16 protein-coding genes and 1 pseudogene are annotated in these 14,755 nt (G+C 46.6%); 13 read left to right on the top strand and 4 right to left on the bottom strand.

The annotated features are described in order from the left end of the window. Window positions 1-287: 287 nt before the first annotated feature. The 4 genes from DXA13_RS13350 to DXA13_RS13335 form a co-directional block, all read right to left on the bottom strand. Complete coding sequence (locus DXA13_RS13350) at window positions 288-971, bottom strand: P-II family nitrogen regulator (RefSeq protein WP_118245031.1); 684 nt, start codon at window positions 969-971, stop codon at window positions 288-290. 21 nt (window positions 972-992) lie between these two features. Further along, window positions 993-2,531, bottom strand: coding sequence for a DUF1538 domain-containing protein (locus DXA13_RS13345; RefSeq protein ID WP_118245029.1), 1,539 nt, complete (start codon window positions 2,529-2,531; stop codon window positions 993-995). A 316-nt stretch (window positions 2,532-2,847) separates the two neighbouring features. Next, complete coding sequence (locus DXA13_RS13340; protein WP_118245027.1) at window positions 2,848-3,867, bottom strand: sugar kinase; 1,020 nt, start codon at window positions 3,865-3,867, stop codon at window positions 2,848-2,850. Between the two features lie 48 nt (window positions 3,868-3,915). Next, window positions 3,916-4,947 carry a galactitol-1-phosphate 5-dehydrogenase gene (locus tag DXA13_RS13335; protein WP_118245025.1) on the bottom strand — a complete coding sequence of 344 codons (1,032 nt, stop codon included), beginning with the start codon at window positions 4,945-4,947 and terminating at the stop codon, window positions 3,916-3,918. 317 nt (window positions 4,948-5,264) lie between these two features. On the opposite strand from DXA13_RS13335, the gene DXA13_RS13330 reads away from it, so the two are divergent. The 13 genes and pseudogenes from DXA13_RS13330 (at window position 5,265) to DXA13_RS13285 (ending at window position 14,704) form a co-directional block, all read left to right on the top strand. Then, window positions 5,265-6,023 carry an IclR family transcriptional regulator gene (locus DXA13_RS13330; protein WP_118245023.1) on the top strand — a complete coding sequence of 253 codons (759 nt, stop codon included), beginning with the start codon at window positions 5,265-5,267 and terminating at the stop codon, window positions 6,021-6,023. 37 nt (window positions 6,024-6,060) lie between these two features. Next, window positions 6,061-7,208: pseudogene (gene dgoD, locus DXA13_RS13325) on the top strand (galactonate dehydratase). 14 nt (window positions 7,209-7,222) lie between these two features. Continuing rightward, window positions 7,223-8,227 (top strand): DctP family TRAP transporter solute-binding subunit, encoded by a 1,005-nt coding sequence (locus DXA13_RS13320; RefSeq protein WP_181995675.1) that lies wholly within the window; start codon window positions 7,223-7,225, stop codon window positions 8,225-8,227. A gap of 19 nt (window positions 8,228-8,246) precedes the next feature. After that, the gene (locus DXA13_RS13315) at window positions 8,247-8,753 is read left to right on the top strand and encodes a TRAP transporter small permease (protein ID WP_118245018.1); all 507 of its coding nucleotides are present in this window, start codon (window positions 8,247-8,249) and stop codon (window positions 8,751-8,753) included. Between the two features lie 2 nt (window positions 8,754-8,755). Beyond that, entirely contained in the window at window positions 8,756-9,487 is a 732-nt protein-coding gene (locus DXA13_RS21895) for a TRAP transporter large permease subunit (RefSeq protein ID WP_243009130.1), read from the top strand. Beyond that, on the top strand, window positions 9,421-9,897 hold the full coding sequence (locus tag DXA13_RS21890; protein WP_243009129.1) for a TRAP transporter large permease subunit: 477 nt from the start codon (window positions 9,421-9,423) through the stop codon (window positions 9,895-9,897). Before DXA13_RS21895 ends, DXA13_RS21890 begins: the two co-directional genes overlap by 67 nt. A gap of 152 nt (window positions 9,898-10,049) precedes the next feature. Further along, window positions 10,050-10,811 (top strand): SDR family oxidoreductase, encoded by a 762-nt coding sequence (locus DXA13_RS13305; RefSeq protein WP_118245016.1) that lies wholly within the window; start codon window positions 10,050-10,052, stop codon window positions 10,809-10,811. A gap of 25 nt (window positions 10,812-10,836) precedes the next feature. Further along, window positions 10,837-11,853, top strand: coding sequence for an alcohol dehydrogenase catalytic domain-containing protein (locus DXA13_RS13300; RefSeq protein WP_118245014.1), 1,017 nt, complete (start codon window positions 10,837-10,839; stop codon window positions 11,851-11,853). A 24-nt stretch (window positions 11,854-11,877) separates the two neighbouring features. Next, entirely contained in the window at window positions 11,878-12,360 is a 483-nt protein-coding gene (locus tag DXA13_RS13295; RefSeq protein WP_207662171.1) for a bifunctional 4-hydroxy-2-oxoglutarate aldolase/2-dehydro-3-deoxy-phosphogluconate aldolase, read from the top strand. Further along, window positions 12,360-12,527 (top strand): hypothetical protein, encoded by a 168-nt coding sequence (locus DXA13_RS21280; RefSeq protein ID WP_207662170.1) that lies wholly within the window; start codon window positions 12,360-12,362, stop codon window positions 12,525-12,527. Before DXA13_RS13295 ends, DXA13_RS21280 begins: the two co-directional genes overlap by 1 nt. A gap of 266 nt (window positions 12,528-12,793) precedes the next feature. Further along, window positions 12,794-13,864: a cache domain-containing protein gene (locus DXA13_RS13290; RefSeq protein WP_243009128.1), complete on the top strand. Its 1,071-nt coding sequence runs from the start codon at window positions 12,794-12,796 to the stop codon at window positions 13,862-13,864. An 11-nt stretch (window positions 13,865-13,875) separates the two neighbouring features. Then, window positions 13,876-14,412: a GGDEF domain-containing protein gene (locus DXA13_RS21885; RefSeq protein WP_243009127.1), complete on the top strand. Its 537-nt coding sequence runs from the start codon at window positions 13,876-13,878 to the stop codon at window positions 14,410-14,412. Further along, a complete protein-coding gene (locus DXA13_RS13285) occupies window positions 14,372-14,704 on the top strand; it encodes a hypothetical protein (protein ID WP_147348036.1) in 333 nt (110 codons plus the stop codon). Before DXA13_RS21885 ends, DXA13_RS13285 begins: the two co-directional genes overlap by 41 nt. Window positions 14,705-14,755: the final 51 nt, after the last annotated feature.

Raw genomic sequence — 14,755 nt, 5'->3', positions numbered from 1 at the left:
GGCCGTCTGCCGGAATAAGCCAATCTGTCTTATTTTTCACAGGCGGAATATTCGCCTGCTCTTGACATACAACGATAGTTGCTGTTATATATAAAACAAGGGCTGAAAGTCCAAAAAGGAACTTTCAGCCCAGTGATTATCATAGAAGATCAGCATTTACAGACTTTTTTTCACACACTCATAGCAGCCAGCATATGAGAAGTGTTTTTTTTACACAATCATTTGCTGACTGCTATTTTGTATGTTTGGTCCGATCTGCCGGACTTCCGTTCGATAGAACGATGTTTTTACTCTTCATTTTCCGGCATCCGCAGTCCGGCTGTGCTCGTAACCGGAAGGGAAAATACAATGGCTCCGGCCGGGCTTTTTGTACCTGCTTTTTCCATAATTGCCTTCATAACAGGATTCTTCTGAGCCGCAGGGAGCACGATGAGGATAATTTCCTTTTCTTCTGCGAGGGAGATTCCCAGGAACCGTTTGGCGTGCTCCATTCCGGTCCCTTTTGCATGAATTACAGTTCCTCCGGGTGCGTCGGCGCTCCTTGCTGCGTCCATGATCGTTTCTGTATATCCTGCATTTGCAATGGCAACTAAAAGCTCATAATCTGTATTCTTCAATGTGCTTTCCTCCTCTAATACGATTGTTTGATCGACGGTCAGATATTGCAGTGTATTCTTTCCTCCGATGCTGCTAAGCGGGATTAGAAACGCAATTCCACGTCCTGGAATGTCAATTTTTACTTTGCGGTAAAGCTTTTCTTTCAGCTGTTTCCAGGTATCTCTGGTCACGAAAGCGAGATAAACCACCTTTTCTGATGATTCCATTCCCAGATAATCCAATATGGCGCTGTCGGCTGTGCCGGCGCTCAATGCGGCAAGAGTTACATGAACATTATTTTCTTTAAAAAACGCGATGAATTTATCGCGCATTCCACGGTTGGTGATAATTCCCATCATATAGATCGCGCTCATAAAAAAACTCCTTTGCAATTGTTATAATTCAATAATATCATCATTTGACCAGCGGTCAAGATAAGAGGCGGGAGCAGGAACAAGTTCAAGACTCTCATCATGCCTGGACTGGAATTTATAGATGGCGCCCAGGATTTGTATGGCAATCAGCGGAGTCATGGCTACCATAGCTACGATGCCGAATGCGTCCCGCACGATATTACCGCCTACTGTCTGACACGCGCCCATGGCAAACGGGAGCAGGAACGTTGCGGTCATAGGGCCGGAAGCTACCCCGCCTGAGTCGAATGCAATGGCGGTGAATATTTTCGGTACGAAAAAGGAGAGGCAGAGGGCGATTACATAACCTGGCACGATGAACCAGAAAATGGATATTCCGGTCAATACTCTCGTCATCGCAAGCCCAACGGAAACAGCGACGCCAAGGGAAAGACTCAATCCCATCGCATGCCCTGGAATCGCGCCGGAAGTGATTTCTTCTACCTGCTCTTTCAGCACATAGACGGCAGGTTCTGCTTTGACGATAAAGTAACCGATTACCATACCGATCGGTATCAGGATCCACCGATAAGAAAGGCCGGCGATCAATTGTCCAAGGTAATTACCGGCAGGCATAAAGCCTACGTTTACTCCTGTCAGGAAGAGCACCAGGCCGATATAGGTATAAACAATCCCCACTATGATTTTTAGAAGCTTATGTTTTTTCAAACGGAGTGATATGACCTGAAATGCAGTAAAGAACAGGACGATCGGCAGTAAAGAAATTGCAATTTCTTTCATATAATCAGGCAGACCGTGAGCAAAATGCTGCCACAGTTCTACGGAATCTTCAATGACAGGCAGAGCAGACGGCGTGTAGCCGGTATCCTCTGGGTGGTAAAGCAGTCCAAGTAAAAGAACAGCCAGGATCGGGCCGATGGAGCACAGCGCTACCAGGCCAAAACTGTCGTTTTCTGCATGTTTATCACTTCGGACAGCGGCGAAACCGACGCCGAGCGCCATGATAAAAGGAACTGTCATAGGCCCCGTTGTGACTCCGCCGGAATCGAAAGCGACTGCAAGAAAGTCTTCCGGTACAAAATAAGCAAGTGCAAAAACGATGATATAAAAGATAATCAGGAGCGGCGGGAGAGGACAGGCAACAAGCATACGCAGCATGGCGACCATCAAAAAGAATCCGACGCCCAATGCCACATACAGAATCAATATGTGATTGGGAATAGAAGGTACCTGTTCGGCCAGCACCTGGAGGTCCGGTTCGGAAACGGTAATGATAAATCCGAGAAGGAACCCGAGCAAAAGAACAATGCTGAGCCGTCCGGTATTTGCCATTTTCGTTCCCACTTTCTCGCCCATGGAAGTCATGGCGAGTTCTGCACCCAATGTAAAAAACATCATGCCGACAACGAGCATAACAGCTCCAAACAAAAAGAGAAGCAGGATACTGGGCGGAATAGGCGCGATGGTAAAGCTGATCAGCAGGACAATGCCGATGATGGGAAGAACCGCTTTCAGCGCTTCTTCTAATTTTTCAGCAAATCTGGTCTGGTAGAAACCCATGTACAAAAACTCCTTTCTGGTAATAGTGAAACGTGAGAACAAGATCCTTTACTGGAAAGTAAAAATAGAGAAGTATCCTCTATAATAAAATAAGATGCTTCTCTGCAACAGCCACAACAGCTGTCTATAGTTTACCATAGAAATTGCAAGGTTAACAATTAAGAAAGTGATAAGATTTATCGGATAACGAGAAAATGACTGTTTCATCACATTACAATTACATGGTATTTCATGGAAAATGAAAAAAGACCTGTTTTGATGAATGGCATCATACAGGTCTTTTTTCATTTTCATTATAGTTTGCCGAACACTCGTTCTAACGATCCATTTCCAGATGCAGATCGGAGTGGTGGCACTCGATAATCGTCTTCAATTCTTTTAAATCGGATAAAGGCAGATCACCCATGGTCGTATTCTTTACCGCGCTGGCCGCATTGCCGAATTCAAGAGCCTTTCTGCAGCAGCCGTCTTCTGACAAGAGTCCGTACAGAGCGCCAGCCAGGTAGGCGTCTCCGCTTCCAAGACGGTCTACGATCTCAATATCGCGGTATGGTTCTTCCTCATAAAACTGATCGTTTTTTACGTCATAAACGAGGGAATCAAATGTGTGAAGTCTGGGTGAGTGGACAATTCTTCTCGTTGAGGCGACGACAGACATATGATATTCGTCTGCAAAATTTCTCATGATATCCCTTGCCTGGCCTTCTTTCAGAAATGTCAGCCGTGCCGTATCCTCAGAACAGAAGAAATAATCCACATAAGGAAGTATGGTTTCGATGGTCTCCTTTGCTTCCTGGCCGGACCAGAGATTAGCGCGGTAATTAACATCGAAAGAAATCAGGGCTCCGCCTTCCTTAAAGCGACGGATTATTTCAATAACGGTTCTACGCAGGTCAGCGCTGAGCGCCAGACTGATGCCGCTGGTGTGAAAACAGCGGGCGCTGGTAAATATGTCTTCCGGCAGATCAGAAATTTCCAGTTTATTAATGGATGAATTCATCCGGTCATATGTCACCTTCGGCTTTCTGGGGGAAGCGCCGAATTCATAGTAATACACGCCCAGTCTGGCATCAGCTGAGGGATCAAAAATAAGATAATCCGATGATACGCCGCAGGACTGGACACAGTTTTTTATGTAATTTCCCATATCATTCTCCGGGAGCTTCGATATTATGGCCGTTTTTAGGCCGAGAAGAGAAGCCCCGGCAGCGACGTTCAATTCGGCACTTCCAGCCTGACGCATAAAGGCACTGCCCTTTACAAGGCGCTCATTTTGAGGAGCAGTCAGCCGAAGCATGATTTCGCCCAGGGAAATCAAATCAAATGGTTTGTACATCTTATTTATAACCTTCTTTCATTATTCAGTTGTAACGATTCTGTTCTGTCAAATAGTCAGAACAACCTTTAAAACTCCCGATTTCCCATCCATGAGCAGACGAAACGCTTCTTCTCCCTGGGAGAGAGGGTATGTCTGCCTTGTAAATGGGCTGAGATCCACCAGGCCTTTTTGGATCAGTTCCAGGCCCGGCGAATACTCTCCGGCAGACGAATAACTGCCGAGCACGCGGATCTGACGGACAATGCAATCCTGGAGCGGAAAATTGACCACAGCAGAAGTATTTCCAATACAGACAATGGTTCCGCCTGTCTTTACAAAGGAAAAGGCATCTTCCATGGTTTTCGTAAGCCCCGCTGCATCGTAAATAATATCAGCTCCCTTATGGTTTGTCAAACGCATAACTTGTTCTAGGGCAGTTCCATCTGAATTGTTGATAACAGTGACGCGGGACAGACCGGAAGCGGCAGCGAGGCGCCCGTCCTGCATGCCAACCAGGATGATATGCTCCGCTCCGGCGGCTCTGGCAGCCTGAAGAGTCATAAGGCCGATTGTGCCGTCACCGATAATAACCGCAGAACGGCCCTTTGTCATACCGGATAGCTTTACGGCGTGAAGACCGACGGCAAGAGGCTCAATAAGACATGCTTCTTCAAAGGTGACGGAATCCGGAATGCGGTATAACGTATGTGCCTTTACGGCGATGTACTCAGCCATGGCGCCGTCTTTTTTATAGTCTGTACAGGACACGCCTACAATTTTGCGCCTGTTGCAGAGATTCGTCATCCCGTTTCTGCAGTTGTCACAGCAGCCGCAGTATTCAGTTGAATCGAAGGTAACACGGTCGCCTTCATGGAAGTTTTTTACGTTTATTCCGATTCTTGCAACGATTCCCGAAGCCTCATGTCCCATTATTATGGGAGGAAGACGCCGCCCGCCTCTTCCCTGGCAGCCATGAATATCGCTTCCGCATATGGAACATGCTTTCAGACGGATCAGAACTTCATCCGGTCCAGGAACGGGGGTAGGGACATCGGTATACATAAATTCCGTGTATCCTGTTAATATCAGTGCTTTCATAGCTCCTCCTGCTGAACAGTGAATGTAATAAAGGTGTAATTAGGAAAAGTTACATATATGTTTTTTGCGAGAAGGAATTTTGTAATTAGGAAATTTGTATATACGAACTAGATACGTATTTACAAATAAACCATATCATGGAAAATCGTGAATGTCAATAGACAATGTACAAAATCAATAAGAATTTGTTGTTTGAAATGATATATAGATAAAAGTTCACAATCCATTTTCAAAAAACTATTGACAGTGGTAATAAAAGTTGTTATAGTGAATTCGTAATTAGGAATTAAATTTGCATATACGAATAAGGAGAAGCGATGAACACTGAACATAAACCAACTATGAGAATTATATCCATCCTGGAATTGATTTCTTCAGAGAGAAAAGGATGCAAACTGACGGAAATTTCCAACAGCCTTGGTATTCCTATGGGAACGTTGTCCCCGATTATCCATACGCTGAAAGAAAATAAATATTTAAGTTATGATGAACAGTCACAGGTGTATACGCTTGGAATCGGCCTATTCGAAATAGGGAGCCGGTACATGCAGTGCTCGAATTCCTTTGAGGATATCACTTCCATCATGCAGGAAATTGTGCGCAAATGCGGAGAAACCGTCCATTTCGGAATCCTGGACGGAGGAAATGTCCTCTATCTTGCAAAGGTGGATTCCACGGAGCCGATCCGCATGTATTCAGCAATTGGGAAACGGCTGCCGGCCTATGGAGCCGCTGTGGGGAAAGCTCTGCTGGCTGACTGTACGATGGAAGACCTCCATCGTCTTTATCCGGATGGTCTGAAAGCTATGACTGCTCATACGATAACAGATTTTAATGAACTGTACCGTCAGCTCCAGGAAATTAAACGGACATCTCTGGCTTATGAATGTGAGGAATCGAATGAACTGATTCGCTGTATAGCGAAACCAATTTATAAAAACCACGGGATTGCGGCGGCTATGAGCGTTTCGGTTCCTACGTTCCGATATACGGAAGAAAAACAGGCTCTGATCGAACAGCTCTTAAACGAGTATGCCGTTTTTGCAACTCAAATTGTAGCCTATATGAATCTGTAGCATACGGTAAAAGAGCTGCCGCATAGAAAGGAAAATTATGAAGATAACGAAGATGAATCTCTATACTGTTCCGCCCAGATGGCTGTTTCTTGAAATAGAGACAGACGAGGGAATTACCGGATGGGGAGAACCGGTTGTAGAAGGACGTGCTTCTATCGTTAAGACAGCAGTTGAAGATTTCAGTACTTATTTAATCGGAAAAGATCCGCTTCTTATCGAGGATCACTGGCAGGTCATGTACCGGGGCGGATTTTACCGGGGAGGTCCGGAAGTGATGAGCGCCATTGCAGGAATCGATCAGGCACTCTGGGACATCAAGGGAAAATATTACAATGCGCCTGTATACGAGCTCCTGGGAGGCAGATGCAGGGATAAACTCAAAGTTTACAGCTGGGTAGGCGGCGACCGGCCGGCAGACATCGTCAAAGGCGTCAAAGAACTGTGGAATTCCGGCTGTACTGCGGTGAAGATGAACGGCACAGAAGAGATGCACTATGTGGACAGCTTTGAGAAGATTGAAGAAGTGGCAGAGCGAATCGGGGCGGTCAGAGATGAATTCGGCTATCAGCTGGGAATAGGTGTAGATTTTCACGGCCGCGTACATAAGACGATGGCGAAAGTGCTGGCCAGAGAGCTGGATCAGTTTAAACTGATGTTCATTGAAGAACCGGTAATGGCACAGAATAACGAAGCGCTCAGGGAAATTGTCAAACATACATCTACCCCTATTGCTACGGGAGAGCGCATGTTTCAAGATGGGATTATAAAAACCTTCTGATCGATGGTTATGTAGATATTATACAGCCGGATGTATCCCATGCAGGCGGAATCAGTGAGGTGAAAAAGATCGTTTCCATGGCCGAAGCATTTGATGTTGCGGTAGCGCCTCACTGCCCTCTCGGTCCGATTGCCCTGGCGGCATGTGTCCAGATCGACGCGTGCACGCCAAATGCATTTATTCAGGAACAGAGCCTGGGGATTCATTACAATAAAGGCACGGATCTGCTGGATTATATAGAAAATAAGGACATGTTCCAGTTTGAAAATGGCTATATACGGATTCCGGAGGGACCGGGACTTGGGGTAACCGTAAATAAGGAGAAAGTGATTGAAGCTTCCAGAATCGGCCATAACTGGAAGAATCCTGTATGGAGAAATTATGATGGTACAGTCGCCGAATGGTAAGGTGGAGGAAAACTATGAAAAAATTCGTTTGCTTATTGACAGCAGGGACTCTGCTCACATCTGTACTGACGGGATGCGGGGCGTTTGATAAAGTAAAAAAACCGGATGAAAACGGGGTGCTTACTTTTAAGGTAGCACATGATTCAGCAGATACGGTTCCCGTATCGGTTGGGCTCTTTAAATTTGCGGAACTCGTGGAAGAAAAATCCGAAGGAAAGATTAAAGTAGAAATTTATAATAACGGGCAGCTGGGAAGCGCCAGCGATTACGTAGTAAATACACAGCTCGGTACGCTGGATATGGGCGTTGTTAATCAGTCTGTACTATCCAGCTTTGTCACCGATCTGGCTGCGGTAGATATCCCATATATTATCGAAGGATATGAGCATGCGGACCGGGTATTTGAAGGGGAAACCGGTCAGTATTACAGCCAGGAAATAAAGGATCTGATGGGCACGGAAGTACTGGATATCTGGGAGGTCGGATTCCGAAACCTGACAAACAGCAAGCATCCGGTTAACCAGCTGGAAGATATAAAGGGCCTGAGAATCAGGACAATGGACAATAAGGTACACCAGGAGTTCTGGAAATCCATGGGAGCGGACCCTGTTCCGATGTCCTGGAACGAGGCCTATACGGCCATGCAGCAGAAAGCAATTGACGGACAGGAGAACCCGCTCAGCGTCATTCTCGGAAACAATGTAGCGGAAGTAAACAAGGAACTGGCTATGACGGAACACGTATACAGCTCGATTTTTTTCCTGATGAGCAAGGATGCCTGGGAAGCTTTGACTGAAGACCAGCAGAAACTCATAAAGGAATGTGCCAGGGAGGCAGGACAGTATGAAAGAGAAGAGCAGCGCCGGCAGGCAGATAAGGCTATGGCAGAACTGGAGAGCCAGGGCATGAAGATTACGAAACCGGATAAAAAAGAGTTTATTACGGCTAGTGAGGAATTCCGCAAACAGTATGGCGTTAAGTATAAGAATATTGTGGAAATGATCGAAGCTGCACGATAAATAGGAGAGGAGTTGCGTTATGTATAATAAAATTAAGGGGGTTTTCGGAAAGGTCCAGAACCTGCTTTTAGTTCTGATCGGCATTGCTCTGGCAGTCATGATGTCCGTCATTATGCTGCAGACGCTGACGCGCTACGTGATTTTTTACAGCCTTCCATGGTCGGAGGAGCTGTCCAGATACCTGTTTGTATTCGTCATCATGATCGGACTGACCGTTGCGATCAAAGACGATATGCTGATCAGCATTGACCTGATCGACCGTTTTTTGCCGAAGAAGGCGGACAAAGTTCTGGACGCATTCCGCAAGCTGCTGGCGCTGGCTGTAAGCATTATTATCGTAATCTGCTGTTCCAGAATGTTTACGATCGGCAGGATTCAGAAGAGTCCTGCCATGGGAATCCCGATGATTACCATGTACGGCACCATTTTTGTCAGCTATATCCTGGCGACAGTATCGCTTGTGTTTAAGATCATTGATGATTTCAGAGAGGCGCTGGGAATCACAGAAGAAGGGGAGGAAAAATAAGTATGGATGCAGCAGTTGCTTTAATCGTAGTTTTAATCGTTGCGTTATTGCTCGGAATGCCGATTATCTGGTCGCTTGCCCTGGCCAGTGTGGTTTCCATCGCGTTAAATCCGGATCTGCAGTATGTAATTATCTCTCAAAGGCTGTTCGCAGGATCCGATTCCTTTGCTCTCCTGGCTGTTCCGGCGTTTATGCTGGCTGGAGATATCATGAGCAAGGGAGGGCTGTCAAAGAGGCTCGTAGGCTTTGCAAACGCTTTCTTCGGATGGATTTCCGGAGGGCTGTCAATCGTAGCGCTTATGTCCTGTACATTTTTTGCGGCGATATCCGGTTCTTCCGTCGCTACAACAGCGGCAATCGGAGGAATTCTTCATCCGGAGATGGTGGAAAAGGGATATCCGTCCGATTATTCGGCAGCGGTTCAGGCGGTAGGAGGAACGCTAGGCATTGTCATTCCTCCCAGCATTGTGTTTGTTATCTATGGAAATGTAACTGGCGTTTCCATATCAGGTCTTCTGATGTCTGGTATTATACCGGGAATTCTGGCAGGCGTGCTGCTCTGTGTGTATGCCTGGTATGCGGCGAAAAAAAATCACTGGCCCAAAGAAGATAAATTCAACGGAGCCGTTGCAGCGAAAGCTACAAAAGATGCAATCTGGCTCTGCTCATGCCGGTTATTATTCTGGGCGGAATCTACGCAGGCGTTTTCACCCCTACGGAATCAGCTGTCGTAGCTGTTTTTTACGGACTTCTTGTCTGCCTGTTTGTATATAAGGAAATGAACATGAAGACTCTGTGGGGAATTTTAAAGGGAACGGCCGTTTCTACGGCGAATATCATGATGCTCGTTGTAACGGCTCAGGTCTTCGGATATCTGATTACATACTATAATATTCCAACGGCTGTTGCGTCCTGGTTTATGGGATTCTGTACTTCCAAATTCCTTTTCCTGATACTTGCGATCATACTTCTGACCATAGCAGGAATGTTTATGGACAACGGGTCTATTATTCTGATTCTTGGTCCGATTCTGGCTCCGCTGGCAGTGATGTACGGCGTCGATCCGATCCATTTCGGCCTTCTGGTTGTATTTGTGCTGGCTATGGGTCAGGTGACCCCGCCTTTGGAACGTGTATGTTTGTAGCCTGCGGTATCAGTAAAAGGCCGGTCAGCGGTGTGGCAAGGGCGCTTATGCCATTTATCGGAGTAGAGGTGGCATGTGCATTCCTGTTTGCATTCGTGCCATTCCTGTCCACATTTTTACCAAATCTTTTAAAGTAAACGGGGGATTTTGAAATGAACGATTTATTTAATCTGTCAGGAAAAAAAGCAATAATAACGGGAGGCACGAGAGGTCTTGGACGCGGCATGGCGGAAGCTCTTATGGAAGCCGGCTGTGAAGCTGTGATTATCGGTTCATCGGACAGCGTATTCGAAACGGCAGAAGGATTTTGTCAAAAAGGATACTGCTGCCATGGAGTAAAAGCGGATCTGCGTTCCAGAGAAGAAAATTACAGGGCGTTTCAGGAAAGCCTGGAGCTGTTGGGAGGCACGCTGGATATCATGGCGACGGCAGCAGGCATTCAGAGACGCCACAGCGCAGAGGAGTTTCCGATGGACGAATGGGATGAAGTGATCAGTATCAACCTGAATTCCGTATGGATTATGAACCAGGAGGCAGGAAAGGTTATGTTGAAAAAGGGATATGGAAAAATTATTAATGTCGCCTCCATGGCTTCCTTTTTCGGCTGCCAGACCGTGCCGGCTTATGCAGCCGCCAAAGGAGGCGTGGCACAGCTGACAAAAGAACTCACCAATGACTGGTGCGGACGGGGAATCAATGTCAATGCCATCGCGCCGGGATACATGGCCACGGATCTCAACACGGCGCTTCTCGCAAATGAAGAGAGGAGTGCACAGATTCTGTCCAGAATCCCTGCGGGGAGATGGGGAACTCCGGATGATATGAAGGGATTGACGGTATTCCTGGCTTCCCGTGCCAGCGATTACGTGTCAGGTGCGATCATACCGGTAGACGGCGGTTACCTTGTAAAATAATGTGTATGACCAGGAAGGAGGAACAATGAAAGCATTAGTTTGGACAGAGAAAGAAAAAGTGGAGCTGCAGGATAGAGAAATTCCGGATTACAGAGGCAGGATTTTGATCAGGACTGCATATGCCGGCATATGCGGCTCGGATATAGGAGTTTATCTGGGAACGCACCCAAGAGCAAAAGCGCCTCTGGTCATGGGGCATGAGTTTTCAGGTACGGTTGAAGCAGTAGGCGAGGGTGTACAGACGAACTTCGCACCAGGCGACAGGGTGGTAGTCAATCCTCTTTATTACTGTGGGAAATGCCGGGCGTGCCTGAGCGGCAACACTCACGTCTGCCGCAGCCTGCGTCTTTACGGAACGGATACGGACGGCGGAATGGCAGAGTACGCAGCAGTTCCTGATGAATGTCTGGTCAGACTGCCGGATCAGATGAGCCTTAAGATGGCAGCCGTTGTGGAACCGGTGGCTGTGGTGGTACATGGTCTGAGAATGATAAAAAATAATTTTTATTCGACAGCCTGTGTGACAGGGCTTGGTCCGATGGGGCTTTTGTCGGCGCTGATGATAAAAGAAACGGGCGTAAGCAGACTTTTTGCCGTGGAAGCCAATGAACAGAGAGCTGAATATGGAAGAAAACTGGGAATTGAAGTCATAAATCCAAAGGATACCGATGTGGCAGCTTATATCCTGGAACAGACAGAGGGGGAAGGCGTGGACGTCCTTGTAGAAGCCAGCGGAAGTGCGGCTGTAGCTCAATCGATGACCGATTATGTAGGCGTCCGTGGTGAAATTCTCCTGTTGAGCGTATTTAAGCATCCGGCTGCTTTGGACCTGCGCACGGTGAACTTCAGGGAGCAGACGATTGTGGGCACACGAGTCTACACGAAGCTGGATTTCAAGGACGCGGCCGCCTATGTAAGCAGCCATGAAAAGACGGTAGAATCAGTCGTTTCCCATACATTTCCTCTGGAACGAGGGCAGGATGTATTTCAGGAAATGATCAGCGGAAAAACGAATATGATGAAAGTTCTGTTTGAAATGTAATAGAGAGAAAGGCAGGAGAATGAGATGATAAATCAGACAGTGGAATGGATCATGGAACACAAGCTGGTGGCTATTGCCAGAGGCGTAAAGCCGGAGAATATGGTAAAAACGGCGCAGGCCCTTTACAACGGGGGGATCCGATCTCTGGAAATCACCTTTAACCAGGCATCTCCTTCCTGCATTTCCGATACGGCTGAGTCCATCAGACTGGTGAAGCAGGCACTTGGAAAGGCCATGTGCATCGGAGCAGGGACGGTGATGACGGTCGAACAGGCAGAAGCGGCCAGAGAGGCCGGCGCAGATTTCGCCCTGGCTCCGGACACAAACGTCAAAGTGATTAAACGGATCGTGGAACTGGAAATGACTGCAGTGCCGGGAGCGCTGACGCCGACTGAGATTGCAGCAGCTTATGAAGCAGGCGCTTCCATAGTAAAGATGTTTCCGGCAGGGAATTTTGGCCTGGATTATGTGAAGGCAGTCAGAGGGCCGATCAACATATTCCCCTGATGGCTGTGGGCGGTGTCAATCTGGACAATGCAAGAGAATTTCTGGAATGTGGTTTTACCAGCCTTGGAATCGGGACCAACATCGTGAAAAATGAGCTGATTGAAGCCGGGAAATTCGATGAGATCGAGCGCCTGGCAGAGGCATATACGGAAAAAATTAAGATGTAACGTGGAATCACAGGAAGATTAATTGAAGAGGGTGATGCAATGCTAATTCGGCTTGCACCGCCCTCTTCTTTTTCCTTTATAGGATGCAGAAAGAGCACAAAAGATGACAGAAAAGCGTCATGTTTTGTTGTTTACACTTTGAATAAAAAATGGTAACATGTTCTGTAAGGGGAATTGTTTTATAAAAAGAAAATGTACGGATATATTTACCGATAATTATGTTAAATTACGCACATTAATTTGAAATGTATATGGGGGATAAAAAAATGGAGGCTTCACATCGCAGGAACCATAAAAGGGCAGTCATTGCAGTTGCAGTTTTTCTGATCATTAACATACTGGCGGTGTTTTTGATTATACAGAGGGAGAACCGGTTTATCAGCAGCAGCCTGTCGTCTCATGGGAGTGAAACGAGGGAGCGGTTTGAAGCAGTTATGGATCATTATGAGAGGTCCTTTCATCTGTTTGTGCAGATGATGAGCCGGGAGATACAAAATAATCCGGATCCTGATACGGTACAGGATTATCTTAAGAGCATGGATACGACGCTGCTTGGAATCGAAGGGGAAACGTATGACGGCCTCTATATGTATTACCAGGGGCGTTATCTGTACAGCTGGGATACGCCATATTCTGTTTATGAAGATTCCGGCTATGTGGCTACGGAACGGCCATGGTATAAGGACGCAGAGGCAGGAAAGGGCAGGGCTGTTTTTACGCCTCCATATATGAGTTATGCAAATCACTACATATTGACTACGATTTCCCAGCTTCAGCCTGATGGGGAAACGGTATTTGCTTATGATATCAAGATGGGAGATATCCAGAATCTCGTATCCTCCATGAATTATTATAATAACGAGCAGATTATGATTTATGACAGGAATGGTACGGTCATAGGCAGCACAAACGAAGAATATCTCGGCGGAAACCTTCAGATGTCTGTGGAAGAAGCGGCAAATACCGTATCAGAGGCAGAAGCAGAGCTTCAGTCCATAGACCCGGCGGAAAAAGAGGAGATATCCAAGGCAGAAGATAAGGTGCAGTCAGCTGCCGCTTTTTACGAATTTCAGAAGAATTTTAGCAGCGGGTTCGAAAAAGTAAAAATTTCATCTCTTGCCGGGGGAAAGGACAGAGCAGTTTCTGTTTCGATTGGAGGAAAACTGCATTATGCTGTACTGAACCAGGGAGAAGATTTTAACTTCCTGGTGCTCGTTCCGGTGTCGTCTGCGTATATGGGGACTTTGAATATCTGGCTTGTTCCGCTTCTTCTTGTGGAACTGCTGCTGATCTATATTTCGGCCGAATCAGCAGGGAACGGAAAAACCGCGAGCTGAGAGAAGCATACGTGGAACTGGGGCAGACGCAGAGACGTCTGGAAATCGCGCTTACTGCGGCTCAAAAAGCGGCGGCTGTGGACGAACTCACTGGTATGATGAACTTCCGGTCGTTTACAAAGGGAATGGCTGATATACTGGATTCCATGAGACCGGATGACAGCGGTATCCTGATTATGATTGACGGAGATCATTTTAAGAGCATCAATGATAATTATGGACATAGCACCGGAGATGAAGTGATTAAACTGACGGCGCAGATGATCGTCGGCCGTATTAGGACCGTGGACCTCGCATCCCGCCTGCATGGAGACGAATTTGCCATATTTGTCTCCAACACAAATGACTATTCCGTAGCACGGAGGATTATGGAAGATATTAATCAGACGCTTGAAAAAGAAGCAAAACGGAGAAATATGCCGTCTATTACGCTGTCTGCTGGCGCGGTGATCGCCAGGCAGGGAGATACGTTTGCAAATCTGTCTAAAACAGCGGATGCCGTATTATATGAAGCGAAAAAAACGCATAATGGCGGTTTTGCGTATTGAGCGGCTGAGTGTTATTGATGATAACGAAAAAAGCAGAGACTTTCGGAAAGTATCCGAAGGCCGCTGCTTTTTTCGTTTTGTAGGAAATAGAATCTACAAAATAAAAAATGATTCACGGGGAATGCATATGTACGAAGGGAATTATGCCGCTGAAGCGGCCGCTACAGGCGTGGGATTTCGCCAAAGGGAGTCTTTGCCCTATAACGGGAATATGGTGTGGAGAACAGCCGAAAATGACTTTAAAGTCAGTTTTTTTACTTCTTTGTCAGTTGTGGCGACCTATGACTGGTGATATTGTTTTATTATAGTAAATTTACTGATATTAATTGATTGACCTCTTATC

The sequence above is a fragment of the Clostridium sp. AM58-1XD genome (assembly GCF_003464085.1).
Classification (GTDB): domain Bacteria; phylum Bacillota; class Clostridia; order Lachnospirales; family Lachnospiraceae; genus Lachnoclostridium_A.
This window is presented reverse-complemented; position numbering and strand designations above follow the sequence as displayed.

Coding starts and splice junctions, on each gene's coding strand:
- DXA13_RS13350 (WP_118245031.1), bottom strand. CDS start 971: ATGAGCGCGATCTATATGATGGGAATTATCACCAACCGTGGAATGCGC.
- DXA13_RS13345 (WP_118245029.1), bottom strand. CDS start 2,531: ATGGGTTTCTACCAGACCAGATTTGCTGAAAAATTAGAAGAAGCGCTG.
- DXA13_RS13340 (WP_118245027.1), bottom strand. CDS start 3,867: ATGTACAAACCATTTGATTTGATTTCCCTGGGCGAAATCATGCTTCGG.
- DXA13_RS13335 (WP_118245025.1), bottom strand. CDS start 4,947: ATGAAAGCACTGATATTAACAGGATACACGGAATTTATGTATACCGAT.
- DXA13_RS13330 (WP_118245023.1), top strand. CDS start 5,265: ATGAACACTGAACATAAACCAACTATGAGAATTATATCCATCCTGGAA.
- DXA13_RS13320 (WP_181995675.1), top strand. CDS start 7,223: ATGAAAAAATTCGTTTGCTTATTGACAGCAGGGACTCTGCTCACATCT.
- DXA13_RS13315 (WP_118245018.1), top strand. CDS start 8,247: ATGTATAATAAAATTAAGGGGGTTTTCGGAAAGGTCCAGAACCTGCTT.
- DXA13_RS21895 (WP_243009130.1), top strand. CDS start 8,756: ATGGATGCAGCAGTTGCTTTAATCGTAGTTTTAATCGTTGCGTTATTG.
- DXA13_RS21890 (WP_243009129.1), top strand. CDS start 9,421: ATGCCGGTTATTATTCTGGGCGGAATCTACGCAGGCGTTTTCACCCCT.
- DXA13_RS13305 (WP_118245016.1), top strand. CDS start 10,050: ATGAACGATTTATTTAATCTGTCAGGAAAAAAAGCAATAATAACGGGA.
- DXA13_RS13300 (WP_118245014.1), top strand. CDS start 10,837: ATGAAAGCATTAGTTTGGACAGAGAAAGAAAAAGTGGAGCTGCAGGAT.
- DXA13_RS13295 (WP_207662171.1), top strand. CDS start 11,878: ATGATAAATCAGACAGTGGAATGGATCATGGAACACAAGCTGGTGGCT.
- DXA13_RS21280 (WP_207662170.1), top strand. CDS start 12,360: ATGGCTGTGGGCGGTGTCAATCTGGACAATGCAAGAGAATTTCTGGAA.
- DXA13_RS13290 (WP_243009128.1), top strand. CDS start 12,794: ATGGAGGCTTCACATCGCAGGAACCATAAAAGGGCAGTCATTGCAGTT.
- DXA13_RS13285 (WP_147348036.1), top strand. CDS start 14,372: ATGAAGCGAAAAAAACGCATAATGGCGGTTTTGCGTATTGAGCGGCTG.